A 20,462-nucleotide genomic window follows, 5' to 3' on the forward strand; every position below is an offset into this window, starting at 1 on the left:
ATGGCCGGTCCCGCCATCGAGCTGGAGGTCGGTGACCGCGTCGTCCGGCTGAGCAACCCGGACCGCGTCTACTTCCCGGCCCGGGGCGAGACCAAGCTCGACCTGGCCCGCTACTACCTCTCCGTCTCCGACGGGATCGTGCGTGCGCTCCGCGACCGCCCGTGCATGCTGCACCGCTTCCCCACCGGCGTCACCGGCGAGAAGGTGCACCAGAAGCGGCTGCCGAAGGGCGCCCCGGAGTGGGTGCGCACCGTCCGCGTGCACTTCCCCCGCTGGAACCGGCACGCCGACGAGCTGTGCGTGCAGCACCCCGCCGACGTCGTGTGGGCGGTGCAGATGTCCACGGTGGAGTTCCACCCCTGGAACTCACGCAGTGCCGACGTCGAGCGCCCCGACGAGTGGCGGATCGACCTCGACCCCATGCCCGAGGCGTCCTACGCCGACGTGCGCCGCGTCGCGCACGTCGCCCACGAGGTGCTCCACGATCTGGGCGCCACCGGATGGCCGAAGACGTCGGGCGGCAAGGGCATGCACGTCTACGTGCGGATCTCCCCCGACCACGGCTTCTCCGACGTGCGCCGCGCCGCCCACGCTTTCGCCCGCGAGGTGGGCCGCCGCTGCGATCTCGTCGATCTGACGTGGTGGCGCAAGGACCGCGACCCCCGGTCGATCTTCGTCGACTACAACCAGAACGCCCGCGACCACACGATCCGCAGCGCCTACTCGGTGCGCGGCGTGCCGGAGGCGGTGGTCTCCACCCCGATCAGGTGGGACGAGGTGGACGACGCCGACCCGCAGGACTTCACCATCGCCACGGTGCCGCCCCGCTACGCCGAGCTGGGCGACCTCCACGCCGGCATCGACGACGCCGTCTTCCTGATCGACGAACTGCTGGAGTGGGCCGACCGCGACGCCCGCGACAGCGCCGAGGAACCGCCTGCCGAGGACGTCCAGGACCTCGACTCCTGACGGTCGGCTCCGCCGCGGATCACGCCTCGGCTGCCGCGCGGAGACGGCCGAACTCCTCCACCATCGCCGGCAGGGACCAGTGGGCGTTGAGGCCGCTCGGGTTGGGCAGGACCCAGATCCGGGTGGAGCCCAGACGCTCGTCCTGCGGCCCGACCGCGGCACGCGGCGCGTCGAACGCGGCCCGGTAGGCGGTCACCCCCACCACCGCGAGCCACCGGGGGGCCTGCTCCCGCACCAGCTCGTGCAGCCGCACCCCGCCGGCCACCATCTCGGCCACCGTCAGCTCGTCGGCGCGTGCCGTGGCCCGGGGCGCCATGTTGGTGATGCCCAGCCCGAGCCCGCGCAGCTCGCCCTGCTCCGCGGGCAGCAGCAGCCGCGGGGTGAAGCCCGCCCCGTGCAGGGCGGGCCAGAACCGGTTTCCCGGGCGGGCGAAGTGGTGCCCGGTGGCGGCCGACAGGAGGCCAGGGTTGATGCCGCAGAAGAGCACACGCAGGGGCGGGTCGGCGGGGCCGGGCAGCACGTCCTCGATCGTGCGGTCCCGCGCCGCCTCCAACTCGGCCCGGGTCAGCCGCGGCATGGGGATGCGTTCACCGAAGCAGTCACGTCCTCGATGATCCCCCGCCTGCCCCACCGCACGTCCGTCGCCCTGGCCGACGGGGGCTCCCGGCCCCGCTCATCGCGGTCGCTCCCCCATCGCGTGCAGCATCGCGACGTCCTGACCGGGGGACGTACCGAATGTCCTGCGATATTCGCGACCGAACTGCGACGGACTCTCGTAACCCACGAGATAGCCGATCTCCGCAACCCGCGCCGGGCCGGCGACCAGCAGGGCTCGAGCCTCTTGCAGACGAATCTGTTTCTGGAACTGAATAGGTGTCATCGACGTCGCGGCACGGAAGTGGCGATGGAAGGTGGACTCACTCATGCCGGCCAGGTCGGCGAGGTCTCCCACCAGCACTTGCTCGGCGTAGTGCTCGCGGATCCACCGTATCGTTCGAGCGATGTGGGCCAGGTTGCTATCGGCGAGCCCGATCTGACGCACGAGCGCGCCCTGTTCGCCTGAGACGAGACGCCAGAGGATCTCCCGCTCGATTCCGGGCGCCAGAACTCGCCTGTCGTCCGGCCGATCCAGCGTGCGCAGCAACCGGACTATCGGATCGAGCAGGTCCGGGGTCGCGTCGCTGACGGCCAGACCGGAGAACGACGGCGTGGATGCGCCGCCTGCCGTCTCGAGCAGCAACGGTGCGATCGCCCCGGCGGTCAGAGTCATGCTGAAGACCACGAAAGGCGCATCTTTGCTGGCCTCGAGCGCTTGCCCGGTGACGGGAAGGTCGACGGACACGACGAGGAACTGGCCCGCCCGATAGTCGTACGGCACGCCGTTCAGCACCGTGCGTTTGACGCCTTGCCCGACAACCGCCAGCGATGGTTCGGCCATCGCAGCGAGCGGGGACGTCGGCTCGTCCGCGACAGTGATGAAGATCCCGTCCGAAAAGTCCATCTTCTTCAGCCCGGTGCCGTCCGCGAGCTGGACGATCAGCTTCCGGAGCTCGGCAAGAAGATCCACTCGCCGACCCAAGCACCCAGCTGCTCCGAGCACAACATCGGCGCCTTCGATTCCCGCCACATTGACAGGATCGTGCCAGCCGACGACGGGATCAGTCTATTGGCCGAGCGGCCGGGCATGTTGTCATTGCGCCACCGGTTGGTCAACACAACGGAAGTGAGCCGAGATGGAATACCGCACGTTGGGAGAAACCGGAGTCAAAGTGAGTCCGCTTTGCCTCGGGGCGATGATGTTCGGCACGTGGGGCAATGCCGACCACGACGACTCGGTCACGATCATCCACTCTGCACTCGACGCAGGTATCAACCTCATCGACACCGCCGATGTCTACTCCGGCGGCGAGTCGGAGGAAATCGTGGGCAAGGCGCTGGCCGGGCGCCGGGACTCGGTCGTGCTCGCCACCAAGGTCAGCAGTCCGATGGGCGCGGATCCGAACCATCGAGGCAGCTCGAGGCGCTGGATCATCCAGGCGTGCGAGAACAGCCTGCGCCGCCTGGGAACTGACTACATCGACCTGTACCAGATCCACCGGCCCGACCCGGGCACGTCGATCGACGAGACGCTGGGGGCGCTGACCGACCTGGTGCGCGACGGCAAGGTCCGCTACCTGGGATCCTCGACATTTCCGCCGTCGGCAATCGTGGAAGCGCAATGGACAGCCGAGCGGCGGGCCCGGGAACGCTTCGTATGCGAGCAACCGCCCTATTCCATGCTCACGCGAGGGATCGAGGCCGACGTCCTGCCCACGTGCGAGAGGTACGGCATGGGCGTCATGGCCTGGAGCCCCCTGGCCGGAGGTTGGTTGTCGGGCAGGTGGCGCACGGGCTCGGACAACCTGTCCAGCCGCCGCGCCGAAAGGATGCCCCACCGCACGACCCGCGAGCACTACGACATGTCCATCCCCGGCAACCAGGCCAAGCTCGAAGCCGCCACGGCGTTGGGTGACCTGGCCGAGGACGCTGGAATGTCCCTCATCCACATGGCGCTGGCCTTCGTCATCCGACACCCGGCCGTCACCTCGGCCATCATCGGCCCCCGCACGTTGCGCCACCTCGAAAGCCAACTGGGCGCGGCCGATGTGGTTCTCGACGAGGACGTGCTGGACCGCATCGACGCGATCGTCGATCCCGGACTCAACCTCAACGCCGCGGACACGAGCTACCAGCCGCCCTCGTTGACCACGGCGTGGCGACGGCGAGCGGCCCGGACGTGACTCGGTCGCTGCCCGCTCCGCCCTGAGCCTTGTCCGAGGTCGTGGGAGGAAGTAGTATCGAACGTATGTTCGAGAAGGCCGCTGTCGCTCCCACACCGGAGGAGCAGGTCCCGGCGTTTCCCGACCGGCCCGAGGGCTGGACGGCCGAGGACGAGCAGCTGTTCGTGGAAGAGAGCTACCGGCGCTGGGCGCTCACGGCTCCCCCCGAACCGCCCCCGGCCCACGAGCAGCCGTCGGGCTGGGCGGCGTTCGAGCTGGACACCGACACGGCCGACCCGTCGCAGCTCCCCGACGCCCGGCTCATCGACACGATGGTCGGGTTCGAGCGCCTCGCCGCCTGGGCGGAGGCCCGCCAAGCGCGGTTGGTGGCGGAGTTCGCGAGGCGCCGCCCGTCCGACGACCCCACGCTCACCGGCTCCGACCGGATCTCGGCCACCAGCCCCTACGCGCCGGACGAGGTCGGGCTCGCCCTGCGGCTCTCCCGATGGAGCGCGAAGGGCCGGATCGGCCGGTCCCTCGAGCTCGTCCACCGCCTCCCCGAGACGCTGCAGGCCTGGGAGAACGGGCAGATCGACGAACGCCGCGTCACCGCGATCTGCGATGCCACCCGCCGCCTCTCTCCCGAGCACGCGCAGGCCGTGCAGCACCGGGTACTGCCGCACGCGCCTGAGCAGACACTCGCCCAGTTGAAAGCTGCTCTCGGCCGCGCCGTACTGGTTGTCGACCCCCATGGTGGCGCCGAACGGCACCGCCAGGCCCGCCGCGACCGCCGCGTCGCCGTCGGCGCCGAGAGCGACGGCATGGCCTCACTCCGGGCACTGCTCACCGCCCCCGATGCCCGCTCGGCCTACCAGTGGCTGTCCCGCCTCGCCCGCGGCATCAGCCCCGATGACCCCCGCGGCATGGATGCCCGCCGCGCCGACCTCCTCGTCGATCTCCTCACCGGCCGGCTCACCCACGCGGCGCCCACCACCGGGACCACCACGCCCGACAGGGCCGCGTCCGCGCCGCCGCGACCGGTGAACCCGGGCAAGCCCCTGGTCCAGGTGATCATGCCGTTCTCCACCCTCGTGGGCGCCGACGACCGGCCCTGTGAACTGGTGGGCCACGGCGCAGTCCCCGCCGACCTCGCCCGCGAGATCGCGGCCGACGCCGTACTGAAACGCCTCGTCTACGACCCGCTGTCGGGGGCGCTGCTCGACCATGGCCGCACCACCTACCGACCTCCGGCCGCCCTCGCCGACTTCCTCCGCGCCCGCGACGTCTACTGCCGCTCCCCGATCTGCCGGCGCCGCGCCATCGATGCGGAGCTCGACCACGTCGTCCCCTATCCCGACGGCACCACCAGCGCCCACAACATGGCGGCCTGCTGCAGCCATGACCACCACATGAAGCACGCCCCCGGATGGCAGGTCCGCGTCCACGACGACGGCGCGCTCGAGTGGACCACCCCGACCGGACACCGGTACCTCAGCCATCCCTACGACTACCGGCCCGATGCCAGTTCTGCCCGAGCGCAGCCGGCACCGCCGGGCCCCGCGACGTCCGATGGGGAGAAATCGCGTCGTCCTGCACCCAACCGGCGCGGTCGAAGAGCCGGCGCACCCGCTCCGAGCTGCTGATCCATCCCCACACAGATGGCTGCTGACGGGCGTATCCACTCGACCCGTGGACCGGTAGTCGCCAGACTGGCCCGGTGCGCCTCCCCGTCATGCCACCCGTGTCACCGATGCTGGCCAAGCCGATCGGCGACATCCCCGCAGGCCAGCTCTACGAGCCGAAGTGGGACGGCTTCCGGTCGATCATCTTCCGGGACGGCGACGAGGTGGAGATCGGCAGCCGCAACGAACGGCCGATGACCCGGTACTTCCCCGAGGTGGTCGAGGCCGTCCTCACCCACTTCCCCGTGCGGGCCGTCGTCGACGGGGAGATCGTCGTCGCCGACACCGCACGCAACACACTCGACTTCGAGGCTCTCCAGCAGCGGATCCATCCGGCGGCGAGCCGGGTGAAGCTCCTGTCGGAGCAGACGCCCGCGAGCTTCATCGCCTTCGACCTCCTCGCGCTGGGCGACGACGACCTCACCGAGCAGCCGTTCGAGGAGCGCCGCGCAGCACTCGAGCGCGCCTTCGCCGGCGCAGCACCGCCGATCCACCTCACGCCGGTCACCCGCGACCTGGACACGGCACGGACGTGGTTCCGGCAGTTCGAAGGCGCCGGTCTGGACGGGCTCATCGCCAAGAAGCTCGACCTGCCCTACCAGCCTGACAAACGCGTGATGAGCAAGATCAAGCACGAGCGCACGGCCGACTGCGTCGTCGCCGGCTATCGCGTCCACAAGTCCGGGCCGGACGCCCTCGGTTCGCTGCTGCTCGGCCTCTTCGACGACCGCGGCGTGCTCAACTCGGTCGGTGTGGTCGGCGCGTTCCCGATGGCCACGCGGCGATCGCTGTTCACCGAGCTGCAGCCGCTGGTCACCACGTTCGACGGGCACCCGTGGAACTGGGCCGCACACGAGCACGGCGAGCGGACGCCCCGCAAGAACGAGACCAGCCGCTGGAACGCCGGCAAGGACCTGTCATTCGTGCCCCTACGCCCGGAGCGGGTGGTGGAGGTCCGCTACGACTACATGGAAGGCGAGCGGTTCCGGCACACCGCCCAGTTCGTGCGCTGGCGCCCGGACCGCGAGCCGGAGTCGTGCACCTACGAGCAGTTGGAACGGCCGGTGCGCTTCGATCTCGCCGACGTCCTCAGCAGCGGCTGAGCACCCCGGGGCGGCTAGGCCTGTGACGCGGCGAGCTGCCCGCACGCGGCGGCGATCTCGCGGCCCCGGGTGTCGCGCACGGTGCACGCCACCCCGGCTGCCTGGACCCGTGCGACGAACTCGTCCTGCACGCGTCGGGGCGAGGCGTCCCATTCACTACCCGGCGTCGGGTTCAGCGGGATGAGGTTGACGTGCACACGCTTCGTGCCGATCTGCTGGCGCAGGAGCTTGCCGAGCAGGTCGGCCCGCCACGGCTGGTCGTTGACGTCGCGGATCAGCGCGTACTCGATCGACACGCGGCGTCCGGTGGCCTGCGCGTAGCGGCGCGCCGCGTCGAGCACCTCGCCGACCTTCCAGCGGTTGTTCACGGGCACGAGCGTGTCGCGCAGCTCGTCGTCGGGCGTATGCAGCGACACCGCGAGGGTGACGGGCAGCCCCTCCGCAGCGAGCTTGTCGATCGCCGGCACCAGCCCGACGGTGGACACGGTGACCCCGCGCGCGGAGATGCCCAGACCGTTGGGGGCCGGCTCGGTGATCCGCCGGACGGCCGCGACGACCCGCTTGTAGTTGGCCAGCGGCTCCCCCATGCCCATGAACACCACGTTGGACAGCCGGGCGGGAGACCCCAGGGCTCCGTCGCGGGCGGCCGCGGCGGCCTGGCGGACCTGCTCGACGATCTCGCCGGTGGACAGGTTGCGCTCCAGCCCACCCTGACCGGTGGCGCAGAACGGGCAGGCCATGCCGCAGCCCGCCTGGCTCGAGACGCACACCGTGGCGCGGTCGGGATAGCCCATCAGCACCGACTCGGCCCGGGTGCCGTCGTGGCCCTTCCACAGCGTCTTGCGGGTGGCCCCGTCGTCGCAGGACTGCTCCAGCACGGGCGTGACGAGGGGCGGCAGGAGCGTCCGCAGCGTGTCGCGCACGCCGGCCGGAAGGTCGGTCATCGCGTCGAGGTCGGCGGTGAAGCGGCCGAAGTAGTGGCGGGCCAGCTGGTCGGCGCGGAAGGCGGGCAGGCCGAGCTCGCCGGCCACGGCCCGGCGGTCGGCCGGGTCGAGGTCGGCGAGGTGGCGCGGCGGGGTGGAGCGCCGGGGCGCGTCGAACACCAGAGGCAGGGCAGTCATGACGTTCCCATTGTGCCAGTTCGCCCGGCCTCGCCCCGGCGGCGGAGTGCGTAGGCCAGCACGGCAGCGCCCAGCGCGGGCCCCCACACGGGGAACGGGAGCAGCAGCAGCACCGGCAGGCCGTCCGCGACCGCCATTGCGGAGAGCGGGAACGCCGCGACCGTGAACAGCGCGGCCACGAGAGTGCCGGGGACGACCGCCGCGGCGACCGGGACCGGCCGCCCCCGCACCACCGGAACCCAGCGGGGCCAGACCTCGCCCCACCGGGAGATCAGCCCAGTGGTGAGCACCGCCCCGGCCAGCGCGGCGAGGCCGAGGAGCAGGCCGTGCAGCCGCATCTCCGGCGACGCGGCCAGAACGTCCGCGCTGCCGCCCACCGGCCACGGTGTCAGCCAGGTGAGCCGGACCAGGCCGTACGGCAACGCACAGGCCGCGGCGATCGCCACGGCGACCTTGCCCCAGCGAGCCGCGGCCTCCGGCTGCATCCAGCCCGGGACCGGTCGCCCCGTCGTGGCCCGCAGCACCGTTCGCGTTCCGAGTACGCCCCAGAGGAGGCCCCCGACGAGGAAGAACAGCAGGACCGCAGGTGGGCCTGCCTTGTCGGCGGTCCCGACGAGGACGTCGAGGTAGCGACGCAGCACTGCTGCATCGGCCAGCCCCGTGGCCCACGCCAGCGCTCCCGCCAGCACGAACACACCCACTGCCCAGGGCCCACCGCGCCACCGCCACGCCCCGGCGACCACTGTCCCGAACAGCACGACCGGCCCGAGCATCGCCATCGCGTAACCGACCAGGGTGAGCGGCTGTATGCCCGGCAGGGCCAACCCGAAGACCGCCGCGTACGCGACCGCCGTACCCACCACGACGGCGGTCACAGCCCGGCTCGGGGCCCGCACCGCGGCGAGTCCCGAAGCCACCAGCCCCCACCCGCCCGCAATGACGAGGGCAGGCGGCACGGCGGCCTCGGGCACCACACCCAGCACCGTGCCGAAGGTGTCGCCCTCGCCCGGGCCGAACGGGTAGCGCTGCGGCTGCCACCACCACCACAGGCCGAGACAAGAAGCGAGCGCCGACCAGATCAGGGGGGCTGTGGACGGGACCGAGGCACGTCTGCGTTCCTGCGCGATGACCATGGGAGAACGATCCGCTCAGCGCGGTGCTACGCCATCCCGGCAGCGAGGGAACCGGGTCCCCCTCAGAGGGGAGTCGCGGCGGCGGTCAGCGGCGCACCCGGCCACGAGCTTCTGCGAGCAGGCCCGTGCGGTGCGCGGCCGCCACCCACAGCAGGGCGCCGGCCACCATCCCGACGAGACCCTGCGAGTACGTGTTGCCCACGGAGTCGAGGGCGAACAACGCGCCTGCCGCCCCCAGCACCATCAACGCACCGCCCACGGCCAGCAGCGAACGTTCGTCCAGCTGCGACGAGAGTGGCACCAGAGCCACCCCGACCATCGCGCACGCGGCCGGGACCGCCAGCTCGCCGAGACCCGTGGAGCCCAGCACCGTGCCGGCCACCGCCACGAGGGCCACGGTGATGCCCAGCAGCCGAAGGAAGCGCCCGCGGCCGCCCGGGGGTAGCGGGGATCCGGTGCCGTACCTGCTCCGGAGGGCGACGATCAGGCCGCCGGTGACGCCGAGTCCGGCCGCCAGGATGACGGTGCCGGCACCTGAGTCGAGCGCTGCCGCACCGACCGTCCACCACACTCCGCCGAGGATCGGCTCGAGGTAGGGCAGGTGGGGCTCCACGGGTCCACGCATGCTCCCCACGGTATCCAGCGGAGGACACGGGGTGGCGGCGGCACCGTCACGCCGAGCGGAAGGTTTCCTTACGCCGCACGTGCACGCGGTAGCCCACCGGCACGGTGACGCCCACGGTCTCCCCGACGGCCCGCTCGGCCACCGCGCGGGAGAACTCGATCCGCAGTACCGCCTCGCATGCCGCACGGTCGGGGAACTGCCACACGGTGGCGACCCGCCGCATCGAGAAGCCCTGCTGCTCGAAGAAGCGCTCGACACGCGCGGGGTCGTAGCGCGGGATGTCGGCGCGCATCCACCGGCCGTACGGCGGCACGGTGGCGTCCAGATCGACGATCGCGATCGCCCCACCCGGCCGCAGCACCCGCTGCGCCTCGGCGAGGCCGGGCTCGCACCCCGGGCCGAAGAAGTACGCGGTGCGCGCGTGCACGAGGTCGACGCTCGCGTCCGGGAGCGGGAGCGCAGCGGCGCCGGCCCGCAGCACCCGCGCGCGGTCCCCGACACGGCGCCGCGCCCGCTCGACCAACGGCGGATGCGGTTCGACGCCCGTGACCGAGGCCGCCTCCGCCGCGAACACCGGAAGGTGGAACCCGTCGCCGCAGCCCACGTCGAGGACGTCCGCACCGGCCCACGGCACGAGTTCGCGCAGCACGCCCCACACGGCCCCGTCGGAGTCCTGTGCGACGTTCTCCTGCTCGTAGACCTCGGGCCAGTTCCAGATGTTGGGGCTCGGGATGGCCACGTCCCCCGCGGCTGCGACAGCAGCGCGCAGCGACCGCATCAGTGGACGGGGACGACGATGCTGAGCAGGGACCAGGCCACGACGGCGGTGGGCAGCAGCGAGTCCAGCCGGTCCATCAGGCCGCCGTGCCCGGGCAACAGCGTGCCCATGTCCTTGATCCCGAGGTCGCGCTTGACCATCGACTCCACGAGGTCGCCCAGGGTCGCGCTGATCACCAGCGCCGCACCGGTGAGCGCGCCGGCCCACCAGGCACCGCCGAGCAGGAAGTGGACGCACAGTGCGCCCGCGAGCATGCCTGCGACCTGGGACCCGGCAAAGCCCTCCCACGACTTCTTCGGGCTGATCGTGGGGGCCATCGGGTGCCGGCCCAGGAAGACCCCGGCCGCGTAACCGCCGATGTCGGACGCCACCCCACAGATCAGGAACGTGAGCACCCGCCCGAGGCCGTCGTCGGCCACCAGCATCAGGACGGCGAAGGAGCAGAACAGTGGCACGTACGCGGCGGTGAACAGGCCCGCCGTGACGTCACGGACGTAGTGGACCGCCCCGGCCCGCATCCGCCACAGCATGATCGCCAGTGCCGTGATCACGAACGCCACGGCAAGGCCACGTAGCCCGAACGGCCACGACAGCCACACCATCGCCTGGCCACCGAGCAGCAGCACCACGAACGGCACCTCGATCCCGGCGCCGCGGCGCAACGCACCCGCGAGCTCCCAGGTGCCGACGGCCGTGGCCACGGCGAGGACACCGATGAAGAAATGTCGTTGGATCAGCAGCGACGAGAGGATCACCACGCCGAGGGCGACGCCGACGGCGATAGCCGCCGCGAGGTCGCGTCCCGCGCGGGAGGGCCGGCTGGCCGGAGGGACCATGGCCGCGGCTTGGGGGGAGGAGGCCGTCACCGAGTCAGACCTCGAGGAGTTCGGCTTCCTTGTGCTTCACCAGGTCGTCGACCTGGTGGACGTACCGGTCGGTGGTGGCCTGCAACTCCTTCTCCGCCCGGCCGACCTCGTCCTCGCCCGCGTCGCCGTCGCGGACGATGCGATGCAACTCGTCCATCGCTTTACGGCGGATGCTGCGGATCGTGACCCGCGCGTCCTCACCCTTGCCGCGCGCGACCTTCACCATCTCGCGGCGGCGCTCCTCGGACAGCTGAGGAATGACCACGCGGATGATCTGGCCGTCGTTGCTCGGGTTGAGCCCCAGATCGGAGTCGCGGATCGCCTTCTCCAACGCCTTGAGCTGGCCGGAGTCGTAGGGCTTGATGACCGCCATGCGGGCCTCGGGCACGTTGATCGAGGCGAGCTGGTTGATCGGCGTCATCGCACCGTAGTAGTCGACGGCGACTCGGGAGAACATGTTCGGGGTTGCCCGGCCGGTGCGGACGCTCGCAAGATCGTCCTTGGCCACCGAGACGGCCCTCTCCATCTTCTCCTCGGCGTCGAAGAGCGTCTCGTCGATCACGGCTGCTCCCTAGGCTCCTGCGGGTAGTCGGGCGTGCTCACCAGCGTGCCGATCCTCTCACCCCGCACCGCGCGGGCAATGTTGCCCTCCACCAGAAGGTTGAACACGATGATCGGCATCTTGTTGTCCATGCAGAGGCTGAACGCGGTGGCGTCGGCGACCTTGAGCCCCTGCTCCAGCACCTCGCGGTGGGTGATCTCGTCGAACAGCTTGGCGCTGAGGTCGAGCTTGGGGTCGGCGGTGTAGACGCCGTCGACGCCCTTGGCGAGCAGCAGCGCCTCCGCCCCGATCTCCAGCGCGCGCTGCGCACCCGCCGTGTCGGTGGAGAAGTAGGGCATGCCCACACCGGCGCCGAAGATCACGACGCGGCCCTTCTCCAGGTGCCGGATGGCACGACGCGGGATGTAGGCCTCCGCGACCTGGCCCATCGTGATGGCGGTCTGCACCCGCGTGTCGATGTGGTGCTCGCGCTCCAGGAAGTCCTGCAGCGCGAGGCAGTTCATGACGGTGCCGAGCATGCCGATGTAGTCGGCCCGGGCGCGGTCCATGCCGCGCTGCTGCAGCTCGGAGCCGCGGAAGAAGTTGCCGCCGCCGATCACCACCGCGACCTGCGCCCCGGTGGCGACGACCTCGGCGATCTGGCGGGCGACGGTCTCGACGACCCCCGGGTCCACGCCGACGGCCCCACCCCCGAACATCTCACCGCCGAGCTTGAGCAGCACGCGGCGGAATCCGGGGTGGGCGCCGGCGGGGCCGGTCCGAAGGTCGGTCATGACGTCCCGTCACTCATCGCGGAGAGGGCGGCCCGATCAGGCCTGGCCGACCTCGAAGCGGGCGAACTCCTTGACGGTGACGCCCGCCGCGTCCAGCAGCGCCTTCACGGTCTTCTTGGGCTCCTGCACCGACGGCTGCTCCAGCAGGACGACGTCCTTGTAGAAGCCGTTGATGCGGCCCTCGACGATCCGGGGAAGGACCTGCTCGGGCTTGCCCTCCTCGCGGGCGGTGGCCTCGGCGATGCGCCGCTCGTTCTCGATCACGTCACCGGGCACCTGGTCGCGGGTGGTGTACTGCGGCCGGGCGGCGGCGATGTGCATCGCGACACCCCGGGCGGCGTCGTCGTCGGGGCCCTCGTAGGCCACCAGCGCGCCGATGGCGGGCGGGAGGTCGGAGGCGCGCCGGTGCAGGTACAGCGCGACCGGCCCGTCGACGTGGATGTAGCGCTTGAGCTCGAGCTTCTCGCCGATGCGGGCCGACAGCGCCAGCACGGCGTCCTCGACGGTGCCACCGTCGAGCGGCGCCGACTTGAGGGCGTCGAGGTCGGCGGGGTGCTGGTCGACGGCGACCCGCAGGACCTTGTCGGCGAGAGCCTGGAAGTCGGCGCTCTTCGCGACGAAGTCGGTCTCGCAGTTGAGCTCGACCATCGTGCCGCCCTCGGCGGCGACGAGGCCGTTGGCCGTGTCGCGCCCTGCGCGCTTGCCGACGTCCTTTGCGCCCTTGATGCGGAGCAGCTCGACGGCCTTGTCGAATTCGCCCTCGGACTCCTCGAGCGCCTTCTTACAGTCCATCATCCCGGAACCGGTGAGGTCCCTGAGCTTCTTGACGTCGGCGGCGGTGTAGTTCGCCATGGTGCTGCCTCTGGTCCGTTTCTGTTCAGGCGGGTTCGGACGAGCAACGTCCGGGGCCGGCCGGTACGGCCGGCCCCGGACGGAGAGCTGGATCAGCCCGCGGTCTGCTGCGTGCCGTTGCTGGTGGTGGCCGGCGCCGGCTCGGAGGCCGGGTTCGGCGCCTCGGCTGCGGGAGCCGCGGCCGTGAGGCTGGCACCGTCGGAACCGGCACCGTTGGTGAGCAGGTTCTGCTCCCACTCGGCCAGCGGCTCGTCGCTGCCGACGCCCGCGTCCGGCTTCTCGTCGCCGTCGCCACGGGTGCGGGCCGCGCGGGCCATGAGCCCGTCGGCGGCGGCGCGCGCGATCACCTTGGTGAGCAGCGCGGCCGAGCGGATGGCGTCGTCGTTGCCCGGGATCGGGAAGTCGACCTCGTCGGGGTCGCAGTTGGTGTCCAGGATGGAGACCACCGGGATGCCCAGCTTGCGGGCCTCACCGACGGCGATGTGCTCCTTCTTGGTGTCCACGATCCAGACCGCACTCGGGACCTTGGTCATGTCCCGGATGCCGCCGAGCGTCTTCTCGAGCTTGGTCTTCTCGCGGGTGAGCATGAGGATCTCCTTCTTGGTGCGACCCTCGAACCCCCCCGTCTGCTCCATCGACTCGAGCTCCTTCATCCGCTGAAGGCGCTTGTGCACGGTCTGGAAGTTGGTGAGCATCCCACCCAGCCAGCGCTGGTTGACGTACGGCATGTTGACGCGGCCCGCCTCGTCGGCAATGGCCTCCTGCGCCTGCTTCTTCGTGCCGACGAACATGATCGTGCCGCCGTGCGCCACGGTCTCGCGGACGAACTCGTAGGCCCGGTCGATGTACGACAGGGTCTGCTGCAGGTCGATGATGTAGATGCCGTTGCGCTCGGTGAGGATGTAGCGCTTCATCTTCGGGTTCCAGCGCCGGGTCTGGTGCCCGAAGTGCACACCTGAGTCCAGCAACTGCTTCATGGTGACGACGGCCACGGCCGGTGCTCACCTCTCGGTCGGGCGTGGCCGCTCGGCGACCACGCGCGCGGTTGCGCGGAGCGCCGGATGGCGGCACCGCCCTGGCGTCGCGCCGGTGTCCGGACCCACGTGATGCTGATGCGGGACCGCCCGTCCACCGTTTCTGCCTGAGGGCCGGACACAGCCGAACCAGGCAAGAACGCGAGCGCGCGAAGTCACCCCTGACAACAGTCGGGGTGCAACAGAAGTGTACGCCGGGGCGGCACAGCACCTCTCCTCGCGTCCCCGGGTTGTCCACATGCACTCCCGGCCGTCCACAGCGACGACGGAACCGGCACCGCGCGCGGACCGCCGGGGCAGGGTGAGGTGTGCCCTGGAACCGAATCGTCATGCGGCCCCGACAGCGCCCGTCCGCCGCTCGCCCGGCGCGGGTGCTGCTGGCGGGCGTGCTGGCGAGCGCCCTGGTCATGGGGGCAGACGGGGCCGGCTCCCCCGCCGGCGGCATGAGGCTGCTCGCCGCACCTGAGGTATCCGCTCCCGGACCGCCCGTTCCGGATCCGCCCCCACCGGATCCCGGCCCCCCGGCTCCCCCACCCGGAGCCGGCGTCCCAGCCCCCGGGGCGCGGTACGCGTGGCCACTGCTGCCCGCACCGGCAGTGGTCACCCCGTACCGGGCACCCGCGCACCCGTACGGACCCGGACACCGGGGCGTCGACCTCGCCGGGGCTCCCGGACAGCCCGTCGTCGCCGCGCGGGCCGGCACGGTCGTGTTCGCGGGGCCGGTCGCCGGACGCGAGATCGTGTCGGTGCAGCACGACGACGGCCTGCGCACCACCTACGAGCCGGTGGGTCCGGTGGTCGACGCCGGGGCCGTCGTCCGGGCCGGGGAGGTGATCGGCCTGCTGAGGCCCGGCCACGCCGGCTGCCCGGCGCAGACGTGCCTGCACTGGGGCCTCCGCCGGGACCGCACCGCCTACCTCGACCCACTCGTGCTGCTCCGCCCACCGCGGGTACGCCTGCTGCCCGTGCCCGTACCGTGGCCCGACGGATGACGGACCGTGGGCGGGTGTCAACCGGCGGCGAGCTCCTCCAGGCGCCCACGCAGCCGCCCCACCAGCCGCGAGTGGAGCTGGCAGACCCGCGACTCGGTCACCCCGAGCATCGACCCGATCTCGGCCAGCGTCCGGTTCTCCAGGTAGTAGAGCCGCACCACGGTGCGGTCCCGTTCGCCGAGCTGCTCCACGGCCACCGAGAGCTGCCGCAGCGTCTCGTGGGCCTGCACGATCGTCATGGGGTCGGGGGCGCTGTCGTCGGTGAGCAGCTCCGACACGCCGCCGCTGTTCTCCTCCAGCGCCTCCACGCTGATCATCTGCACCTGGCGGGTCAGCGACCGCAGCTCGTGCACCGGCACGCCCATCTCGGCGGCCAGCTCCCGATCCGTCGCCGCGCGCAACAGGCGACCCTCCAGCCGTTCCTGCGCGCGCTCCAGCTCGCGGGTCCGCCCGCGCACGCTGCGCGGCACCCAGTCCTGCGCCCTCAGCTCGTCGAAGATCGCGCCGCGGATCCGCTGGGTGGCGTAGCTCTCGAACCGCGGGCAGCGCTGCGGGTCGAACCGCTCGATGGCGTCGATGAGCCCGAAGACCCCGCACTGCACCAGGTCGGCGTGTTCGACGTAGGACGGCAACCCCGCGGCCACCCGATGGGCCACCGACCGGACCAACGGCGTGTAGTGCACCACCAGACGGTCGCGGAGCGCACGCGTGCGCTCCGCCAAGTAAGCGGTCCAGACATCGTCGATCGGAGACCGTTCGACCGGCCCGTTGTCGTCCTCCACGGGGTCCGGGTGCTCGTCCGCAGGCGCGACCGGGGCGGTGACCACCGGGCCCGCCACGGCTCTGAGCTGCACCGATTGGACCAAGACGCCATCACGCCCTGGGGTGCGCCTGCTCATGAACCACCTTCAGCCGCTCGACTGTCACGTGTGTGTAGAGCTGAGTGGTCGCTAGCTTAGCGTGACCGAGCAACTCCTGTACGTAACGGAGGTCCGCGCCGCCCTCCAACATGTGCGTGGCGGCGGCGTGCCGCAGACCGTGCGGCCCGACGTCCGGCGCGCCCGGCACCGCGGTGAGCGCCCGATGCACCACGTCACGGGCCACTCGAGGGTCCAACCGGCCTCCGCGGGCACCCAGCAGCAGGGCAGGCGGCGACTCGCTGCGCACCAGCGCCGGGCGGCCCGTGTCGAGCCATCGGCGCAGCGCGGCCTCCGCGGGCACCCCGTAGACGACCGTGCGCTCCCGGTCGCCCTTACCGATCACGCGCAGGGCCCGCCGGTCACCGTCGACGTCATCGAGGTCGAGGCCGCACAGCTCCGCGACACGCACACCCGTGGCGTAGAGCAGTTCGAGAACCAGCAGGTCGCGCAGTGCGACGGGCTCCCCCTCCGCCGCGCCCGAGCCGGCGGCGTCGAGCACGGCCGCCGCTTCCACCGCCGTGGGCACGTCCGGCAGGGCCGGGCGCGGCCGCGGGGACACGAGACGGGCTCCGGGATCGGTGGTGATCCGACCGGTGCGCCGGGCCCACGCGGTGAAGGTGCGGGCCGCGGCCGCTCGGCGGGCAAGAGTGGATCGTGCCGCGCCTGCCCCGTGCCCGGCGGCGAGCCAGCGACGCAGCACCGGGAGGTCGAGCTCCCGCAGATCGGTGACGTCGGCCAGCAGTCCGGCGAGGTCGGCCCGATAGGCCCGCACGGTGTGGGGCGAGCGACCGCGCTCCAGTTCCAGGTGCCGGAGAAACTCCTCCAGAGCCTCCGCGACACCGGGTGCGAGCTGCGGCGGCATGGTCACAGGTCGACGGTGGGTGGCCGAACGCTCCTGGTCAAGCTCCTGCGGAGATCTTCTGCAATTGCATACAGTAGCCATCGGCGAGCACCGCGAGAGACCGTCGCCGGGCACGCTGCACCCCGTCGCTCGGTGACCTCCATCGGCGGCCCGGCCAATTGCTACGGCCCCTGTTCCACTGCGGGCGCCGCGACTTCTCCCGCCGATCCGGCCTCCAGCGAGCACAGCAGGTCGGCCAGTCCACCTACCGCGCGGCCGCGGAGACGTGCGCTGGTGCGCACCCGTACCGCGGTGGGCCGGGCCAGCACGTGGCCCGCGGCGCGGAGCCGCCGCCAGAGGCCGTGGTCCTCGCCGGAGCCGTCCGGCGGGAAGCCTCCGACGGCGAGGTAGGCGTCGGCACGCACACCGAGGTTGGCGCCGTAGACGTGGGCGTGCCGGTGGCCGTCGAGTCCGGCACGGACCAGCGCCCGATAGCGCTGCTGCGCCATGACCGAGAGATGGTGCGTGCCGGAGAGCTCGGTCAGACCGGCCACGCCGGACACCCCGGACGCTGCGTGCCGCAGGTGGTTGAGAGCCCAGTCGACCGGCACGGTCGTGTCGGCGTCGGTGTGCAGGAGCCACGTGGCGTCGGTGGGATACCCGCGGAGACGCTCCAGCGTGAGCCGAACCCCCAGGTCACGGACGGCACCGACACCTGAGCCGGCCACGATGTACGCCGGTTCGGGACCCACCGTTCCCCCCACGCGCCTGCTCCCGAGCACCGCGATGCGGACGGCTGCCATCTCCGGCCAGCTTCGCTCCCACTCGTCGACGACCGTGGGCGTGTCGTCGGTGCAACGGTCGAGCACGACGGTGACCGCACGAGCGATCCCGACCGGCAGCCCGGCCAGCGCCGTCCGGACGCTCTGCAGGCACGCGCCGATGTGCTCCTGCTCGTTGCGGGCGGGGACGACCACGCCGACCGCGGTGATCGGGCGGACGCTCACCGGCGCCGGAGCACATGCAGGAGGAACTCCTCGTCGGTGTGCTCCAGGAGCACGTCGAGCTCGGGGCGCGCACACAGCACCCGGTGGGTGGCGGCAGCATCGCGAGGCGCCTCGGCCGGCCAGCCGCGCCAGTGCACCACGACGACGTCACCGCCCTGTTCCAGAGCGGTGAGAGTGCGGTCGAGAGTGGCCTCGAGTGCCGCGTCGCTCAGGTAGTAGAGGATTTCGCTGAACACGACGAGGTCCACCACGTCGCCCGGCACGGCGTCCGGGAGTGCCGCGACCGCGACGTGGGCGTTCGGCGCGTCGCGGCAGAGGCTGCGGGCGCGTTCGACGGCCGCCGGCACCGGGTCGGACGCGAGCACCTGCCGGCAGCGGTCGGCGAGGTCGAGAGTGAGCTCGCCGGTGCCGCAGCCGGGTTCGAAGGCTGTGCGGTAGTGCTCCCGGGGCAGGCTCGCCAGCACGACACCGCGTTTGCGGCGCTCGTACCAGGAGTCGGTGTCCCAGGGGTCCTGCCCGTCGTCGTAGAGCACGGCGAACCGCTCGACCGGCGCCGAGTGGGCACGGGGTTCCCGGAACAGGAGGTCGAAGTCGCGATCGACGTGCTCCAACAGGCCTGCGGCCAGTACCGGGGGTGAGCCGTCGGGGCCGGGGCCCACCTGTGACGCGAAGCAGGCGACGGCACGGCGGCGGATCGCCCGGGCCGGCTCGTCGAGCGCCACCACACGAGCCCGCTCCCACGGCACCGCGGGGTCGTCAGGCTCGGTCCATGCCCACGTCCAGATGGGGTAGGACCACCCGTGGGCCGTGACCGGTGCGGCCGCGGCCGCGGCGGCGCCGGCCGCCCGGTGGTCCGGATGCGGGTCGCCGGGCCACGGCGCGAGATACGCGTCTGCGTCGGCAAGCAGCGGTTCGAGCGCCTGCTGCAGGGCGTCGGCATGCTCGTGCAGCGCCGAGTCCGGAAGCCCGAGCCAGTGGACCGGCACCTCGGCGAGGCCCAGCACCTCCAGCGCCGCGGCCAGCTCGGCGCGCCGCACGACCCCGAGCTCGCGCCGCGCCACCTCCCCCAGCCCCGGATACGCGGCCTCGCCGTCGGTGGCGACCACCAGCGTGATCACCGCCCCTGCCGCATGCAGGGCTCGCAGGACGCCTGCGGCACCGAGGGTCTCGTCGTCCGGATGGGCGGCCACGACGACGACGCGTTCGGGTGCGGTGACGTCGAACGGCAGCAGCCGATGCGACCGGATGGCATCGCTCCACGAGGCCGGTGAGGTGATGTCTCGCCCGGCCGCTGTCGAGTCGCTCACCGGCCGGTCCTCGTGGCGACGATGTCGGCTCCCAGAGCCGCGTGGTCGCGCTCGCCGTGGTGCTGCCGGATGTAGAGCGCCAGGTCGGCCAGCGCCTGTGCGAGACCGCAGTCGCGGCTGAGCGGGGCGGCGCCGACCATCCGCGGCACGCGTTCGACCACCTCGCGGGCGATTCGCTCGACCGCACACCGGGCCTCCGCGAGTGCCGGTGAGCTGCCCGGGACTCCTGCGCCGAACGGTGCCGCAACAGGCGAGCCGGCATCGGGTGTTGCCGGCTCGGGTAACGGTGGACCGGGCGCCGTTCCGTTGTGCGCCGCTGCGTCGAGGGCTCGGGCTGTGCGGGTGAGCAGGGCGGACGCCGCCTCCATGAGAGCGTGCAGCTCACCGACGTGGGCGAGCTGGTGGGGGTCAGGCTGCGGTGGGAGGTGGCCGATGGCGCGGTCGAGCACACCTGCCGCGCCGCCCCACCACACGGCCGCGACGCCCCCTCCGCCCGCGAGGAATCCTGGCCGGGCGGTGTACCAACCGTTCTGGGCGACCACCGAACCGGCCGGCACCAGGACGTCGTCGAACCGGACGTCGACGGTGTCAGCGCTCGCCATCGCAGCGGTGGCCCAGGTGCTGGGATCGGGAACGACACCCGGCTGGGCCACCGCGATGTCGACCAGCACCGGGCCGTCGCCCCGCGCGGGCACCGGCGCGTCGGCGACGACCAGTGCACGGTCGATGGTGCGGGCTCCCGAACAGAAGCGGACCGTGCCGTGTAACCGCAGCTCGTCGCCGGAGGCGACGAGCCGGGCCCCGGTGCCGCCCGACCGGGCGGCCCACACGCCGTAGAGGGCGCCGGGGTGCCGGTCGTGGCCGGCCTCGGCCAGGATCGCGACGGCGTCGCTGTGACCTTCCGCGAGCCGGGCCAACCCGAGGTCGCGACGGCCCCACTCCGCGAGCCGGCTCCATCGCTGTGCCGTGTGGCCCGCTCGAGGAAGGGGGAGCTCGAGCGCTCCGGTTGCGAGGAGAGCCCGCAGCTCGCTCGCGAGAGGACCGGCCGCATACGGCCGAGCAGACTCCGGATCCCGATCCATGATCGACCGCACAGCAGGACGTTCCCAGGTGCAGTGACAATCAATCGTCGGCGACG

At 72.0% G+C, this 20,462-nt stretch carries 21 protein-coding genes; 5 read left to right on the plus strand and 16 right to left on the minus strand.

Going from position 1 to position 20,462, the window contains the following annotated elements; translation table 11 throughout:
• A complete protein-coding gene (locus AC5L35_RS02945; RefSeq protein WP_495057930.1) occupies nt 1-969 on the plus strand; it encodes a DNA polymerase domain-containing protein in 969 nt (322 codons plus the stop codon).
• A 19-nt stretch (nt 970-988) separates the two neighbouring features.
• Here the strand turns inward: AC5L35_RS02945 and mug are convergent, their stop codons facing one another.
• Both mug and AC5L35_RS02955 read right to left on the minus strand, forming a co-directional pair.
• Nucleotides 989-1,546 (minus strand): G/U mismatch-specific DNA glycosylase, encoded by a 558-nt coding sequence (gene mug / locus AC5L35_RS02950; protein WP_495057931.1) that lies wholly within the window; start codon nt 1,544-1,546, stop codon nt 989-991.
• 96 nt (nt 1,547-1,642) lie between these two features.
• On the minus strand, nt 1,643-2,536 hold the full coding sequence (locus AC5L35_RS02955; RefSeq protein ID WP_495057932.1) for an AraC family transcriptional regulator: 894 nt from the start codon (nt 2,534-2,536) through the stop codon (nt 1,643-1,645).
• Nucleotides 2,537-2,702: 166 nt separating this feature from the next.
• On the opposite strand from AC5L35_RS02955, the gene AC5L35_RS02960 reads away from it, so the two are divergent.
• The 3 genes from AC5L35_RS02960 (at nt 2,703) to AC5L35_RS02970 (ending at nt 6,513) form a co-directional block, all read left to right on the plus strand.
• Nucleotides 2,703-3,749: an aldo/keto reductase gene (locus AC5L35_RS02960; RefSeq protein ID WP_495057933.1), complete on the plus strand. Its 1,047-nt coding sequence runs from the start codon at nt 2,703-2,705 to the stop codon at nt 3,747-3,749.
• Nucleotides 3,750-3,814: 65 nt separating this feature from the next.
• Nucleotides 3,815-5,371 (plus strand): HNH endonuclease signature motif containing protein, encoded by a 1,557-nt coding sequence (locus AC5L35_RS02965; RefSeq protein WP_495057934.1) that lies wholly within the window; start codon nt 3,815-3,817, stop codon nt 5,369-5,371.
• A gap of 74 nt (nt 5,372-5,445) precedes the next feature.
• On the plus strand, nt 5,446-6,513 hold the full coding sequence (locus tag AC5L35_RS02970; RefSeq protein WP_495057935.1) for an ATP-dependent DNA ligase: 1,068 nt from the start codon (nt 5,446-5,448) through the stop codon (nt 6,511-6,513).
• A gap of 14 nt (nt 6,514-6,527) precedes the next feature.
• Here AC5L35_RS02970 and rlmN read toward each other — a convergent pair whose 3' ends face one another.
• From rlmN to rpsB, 9 genes are all read right to left on the minus strand, one after another.
• The gene (rlmN, locus tag AC5L35_RS02975; RefSeq protein ID WP_495057936.1) at nt 6,528-7,634 is read right to left on the minus strand and encodes a dual-specificity RNA methyltransferase RlmN; all 1,107 of its coding nucleotides are present in this window, start codon (nt 7,632-7,634) and stop codon (nt 6,528-6,530) included.
• Nucleotides 7,631-8,767: a hypothetical protein gene (locus AC5L35_RS02980; protein WP_495057937.1), complete on the minus strand. Its 1,137-nt coding sequence runs from the start codon at nt 8,765-8,767 to the stop codon at nt 7,631-7,633. The genes rlmN and AC5L35_RS02980 overlap by 4 nt, the downstream gene beginning before the upstream one ends.
• Nucleotides 8,768-8,852: 85 nt before the next feature.
• The gene (locus AC5L35_RS02985) at nt 8,853-9,392 is read right to left on the minus strand and encodes a hypothetical protein (protein WP_495057938.1); all 540 of its coding nucleotides are present in this window, start codon (nt 9,390-9,392) and stop codon (nt 8,853-8,855) included.
• Between the two features lie 46 nt (nt 9,393-9,438).
• Nucleotides 9,439-10,170 carry a class I SAM-dependent methyltransferase gene (locus AC5L35_RS02990; protein WP_495057939.1) on the minus strand — a complete coding sequence of 244 codons (732 nt, stop codon included), beginning with the start codon at nt 10,168-10,170 and terminating at the stop codon, nt 9,439-9,441.
• Nucleotides 10,170-11,006: a phosphatidate cytidylyltransferase gene (locus AC5L35_RS02995; protein WP_495058082.1), complete on the minus strand. Its 837-nt coding sequence runs from the start codon at nt 11,004-11,006 to the stop codon at nt 10,170-10,172. The genes AC5L35_RS02990 and AC5L35_RS02995 overlap by 1 nt, the downstream gene beginning before the upstream one ends.
• A gap of 34 nt (nt 11,007-11,040) precedes the next feature.
• Complete coding sequence (frr, locus tag AC5L35_RS03000; RefSeq protein ID WP_169396525.1) at nt 11,041-11,598, minus strand: ribosome recycling factor; 558 nt, start codon at nt 11,596-11,598, stop codon at nt 11,041-11,043.
• A complete protein-coding gene (gene pyrH / locus AC5L35_RS03005) occupies nt 11,595-12,371 on the minus strand; it encodes a UMP kinase (protein ID WP_495057940.1) in 777 nt (258 codons plus the stop codon). Before pyrH ends, frr begins: the two co-directional genes overlap by 4 nt.
• A gap of 36 nt (nt 12,372-12,407) precedes the next feature.
• On the minus strand, nt 12,408-13,223 hold the full coding sequence (gene tsf, locus AC5L35_RS03010; RefSeq protein WP_495057941.1) for a translation elongation factor Ts: 816 nt from the start codon (nt 13,221-13,223) through the stop codon (nt 12,408-12,410).
• Between the two features lie 92 nt (nt 13,224-13,315).
• Nucleotides 13,316-14,215 carry a 30S ribosomal protein S2 gene (rpsB, locus tag AC5L35_RS03015; RefSeq protein WP_169396522.1) on the minus strand — a complete coding sequence of 300 codons (900 nt, stop codon included), beginning with the start codon at nt 14,213-14,215 and terminating at the stop codon, nt 13,316-13,318.
• 371 nt (nt 14,216-14,586) lie between these two features.
• On the opposite strand from rpsB, the gene AC5L35_RS03020 reads away from it, so the two are divergent.
• On the plus strand, nt 14,587-15,249 hold the full coding sequence (locus AC5L35_RS03020) for a M23 family metallopeptidase (protein ID WP_495057942.1): 663 nt from the start codon (nt 14,587-14,589) through the stop codon (nt 15,247-15,249).
• A gap of 17 nt (nt 15,250-15,266) precedes the next feature.
• Here the strand turns inward: AC5L35_RS03020 and AC5L35_RS03025 are convergent, their stop codons facing one another.
• The 5 genes from AC5L35_RS03025 to AC5L35_RS03045 all read right to left on the minus strand — a co-directional run bounded on the left by AC5L35_RS03025 (nt 15,267) and on the right by AC5L35_RS03045 (nt 20,406).
• Nucleotides 15,267-16,103: a FliA/WhiG family RNA polymerase sigma factor gene (locus AC5L35_RS03025; protein ID WP_495057943.1), complete on the minus strand. Its 837-nt coding sequence runs from the start codon at nt 16,101-16,103 to the stop codon at nt 15,267-15,269.
• Nucleotides 16,104-16,122: 19 nt separating this feature from the next.
• Nucleotides 16,123-17,031 (minus strand): tyrosine-type recombinase/integrase, encoded by a 909-nt coding sequence (locus tag AC5L35_RS03030; RefSeq protein ID WP_495058083.1) that lies wholly within the window; start codon nt 17,029-17,031, stop codon nt 16,123-16,125.
• A 161-nt stretch (nt 17,032-17,192) separates the two neighbouring features.
• Entirely contained in the window at nt 17,193-18,017 is an 825-nt protein-coding gene (locus tag AC5L35_RS03035; protein ID WP_495057944.1) for a glycosyltransferase family 2 protein, read from the minus strand.
• A complete protein-coding gene (locus AC5L35_RS03040; protein WP_495057945.1) occupies nt 18,014-19,324 on the minus strand; it encodes a PIG-L family deacetylase in 1,311 nt (436 codons plus the stop codon). The genes AC5L35_RS03035 and AC5L35_RS03040 overlap by 4 nt, the downstream gene beginning before the upstream one ends.
• A complete protein-coding gene (locus tag AC5L35_RS03045) occupies nt 19,321-20,406 on the minus strand; it encodes an acyl-CoA dehydrogenase family protein (protein ID WP_495057946.1) in 1,086 nt (361 codons plus the stop codon). Before AC5L35_RS03045 ends, AC5L35_RS03040 begins: the two co-directional genes overlap by 4 nt.
• Between the last annotated feature and the right edge of the window lie 56 nt (nt 20,407-20,462).

This window comes from Pseudonocardia sp. OZ21 (assembly GCF_059359135.1).

What these genes read in the sequence shown, in the direction of transcription:
- AC5L35_RS02965 (WP_495057934.1), top strand. Translation starts at nt 3,815, where the DNA reads ATGTTCGAGAAGGCCGCTGTCGCTCCCACACCGGAGGAGCAGGTCCCG.
- AC5L35_RS03030 (WP_495058083.1), bottom strand. Translation starts at nt 17,031, where the DNA reads ATGCCGCCGCAGCTCGCACCCGGTGTCGCGGAGGCTCTGGAGGAGTTT.
- rlmN (WP_495057936.1), bottom strand. Translation starts at nt 7,634, where the DNA reads ATGACTGCCCTGCCTCTGGTGTTCGACGCGCCCCGGCGCTCCACCCCG.
- pyrH (WP_495057940.1), bottom strand. Translation starts at nt 12,371, where the DNA reads ATGACCGACCTTCGGACCGGCCCCGCCGGCGCCCACCCCGGATTCCGC.
- AC5L35_RS03045 (WP_495057946.1), bottom strand. Translation starts at nt 20,406, where the DNA reads ATGGATCGGGATCCGGAGTCTGCTCGGCCGTATGCGGCCGGTCCTCTC.
- AC5L35_RS02960 (WP_495057933.1), top strand. Translation starts at nt 2,703, where the DNA reads ATGGAATACCGCACGTTGGGAGAAACCGGAGTCAAAGTGAGTCCGCTT.
- AC5L35_RS02945 (WP_495057930.1), top strand. Translation starts at nt 1, where the DNA reads ATGGCCGGTCCCGCCATCGAGCTGGAGGTCGGTGACCGCGTCGTCCGG.
- AC5L35_RS02980 (WP_495057937.1), bottom strand. Translation starts at nt 8,767, where the DNA reads ATGGTCATCGCGCAGGAACGCAGACGTGCCTCGGTCCCGTCCACAGCC.
- AC5L35_RS02995 (WP_495058082.1), bottom strand. Translation starts at nt 11,006, where the DNA reads ATGGTCCCTCCGGCCAGCCGGCCCTCCCGCGCGGGACGCGACCTCGCG.
- AC5L35_RS02985 (WP_495057938.1), bottom strand. Translation starts at nt 9,392, where the DNA reads ATGCGTGGACCCGTGGAGCCCCACCTGCCCTACCTCGAGCCGATCCTC.
- tsf (WP_495057941.1), bottom strand. Translation starts at nt 13,223, where the DNA reads ATGGCGAACTACACCGCCGCCGACGTCAAGAAGCTCAGGGACCTCACC.
- mug (WP_495057931.1), bottom strand. Translation starts at nt 1,546, where the DNA reads ATGCCGCGGCTGACCCGGGCCGAGTTGGAGGCGGCGCGGGACCGCACG.
- AC5L35_RS02990 (WP_495057939.1), bottom strand. Translation starts at nt 10,170, where the DNA reads ATGCGGTCGCTGCGCGCTGCTGTCGCAGCCGCGGGGGACGTGGCCATC.
- AC5L35_RS03020 (WP_495057942.1), top strand. Translation starts at nt 14,587, where the DNA reads ATGCGGCCCCGACAGCGCCCGTCCGCCGCTCGCCCGGCGCGGGTGCTG.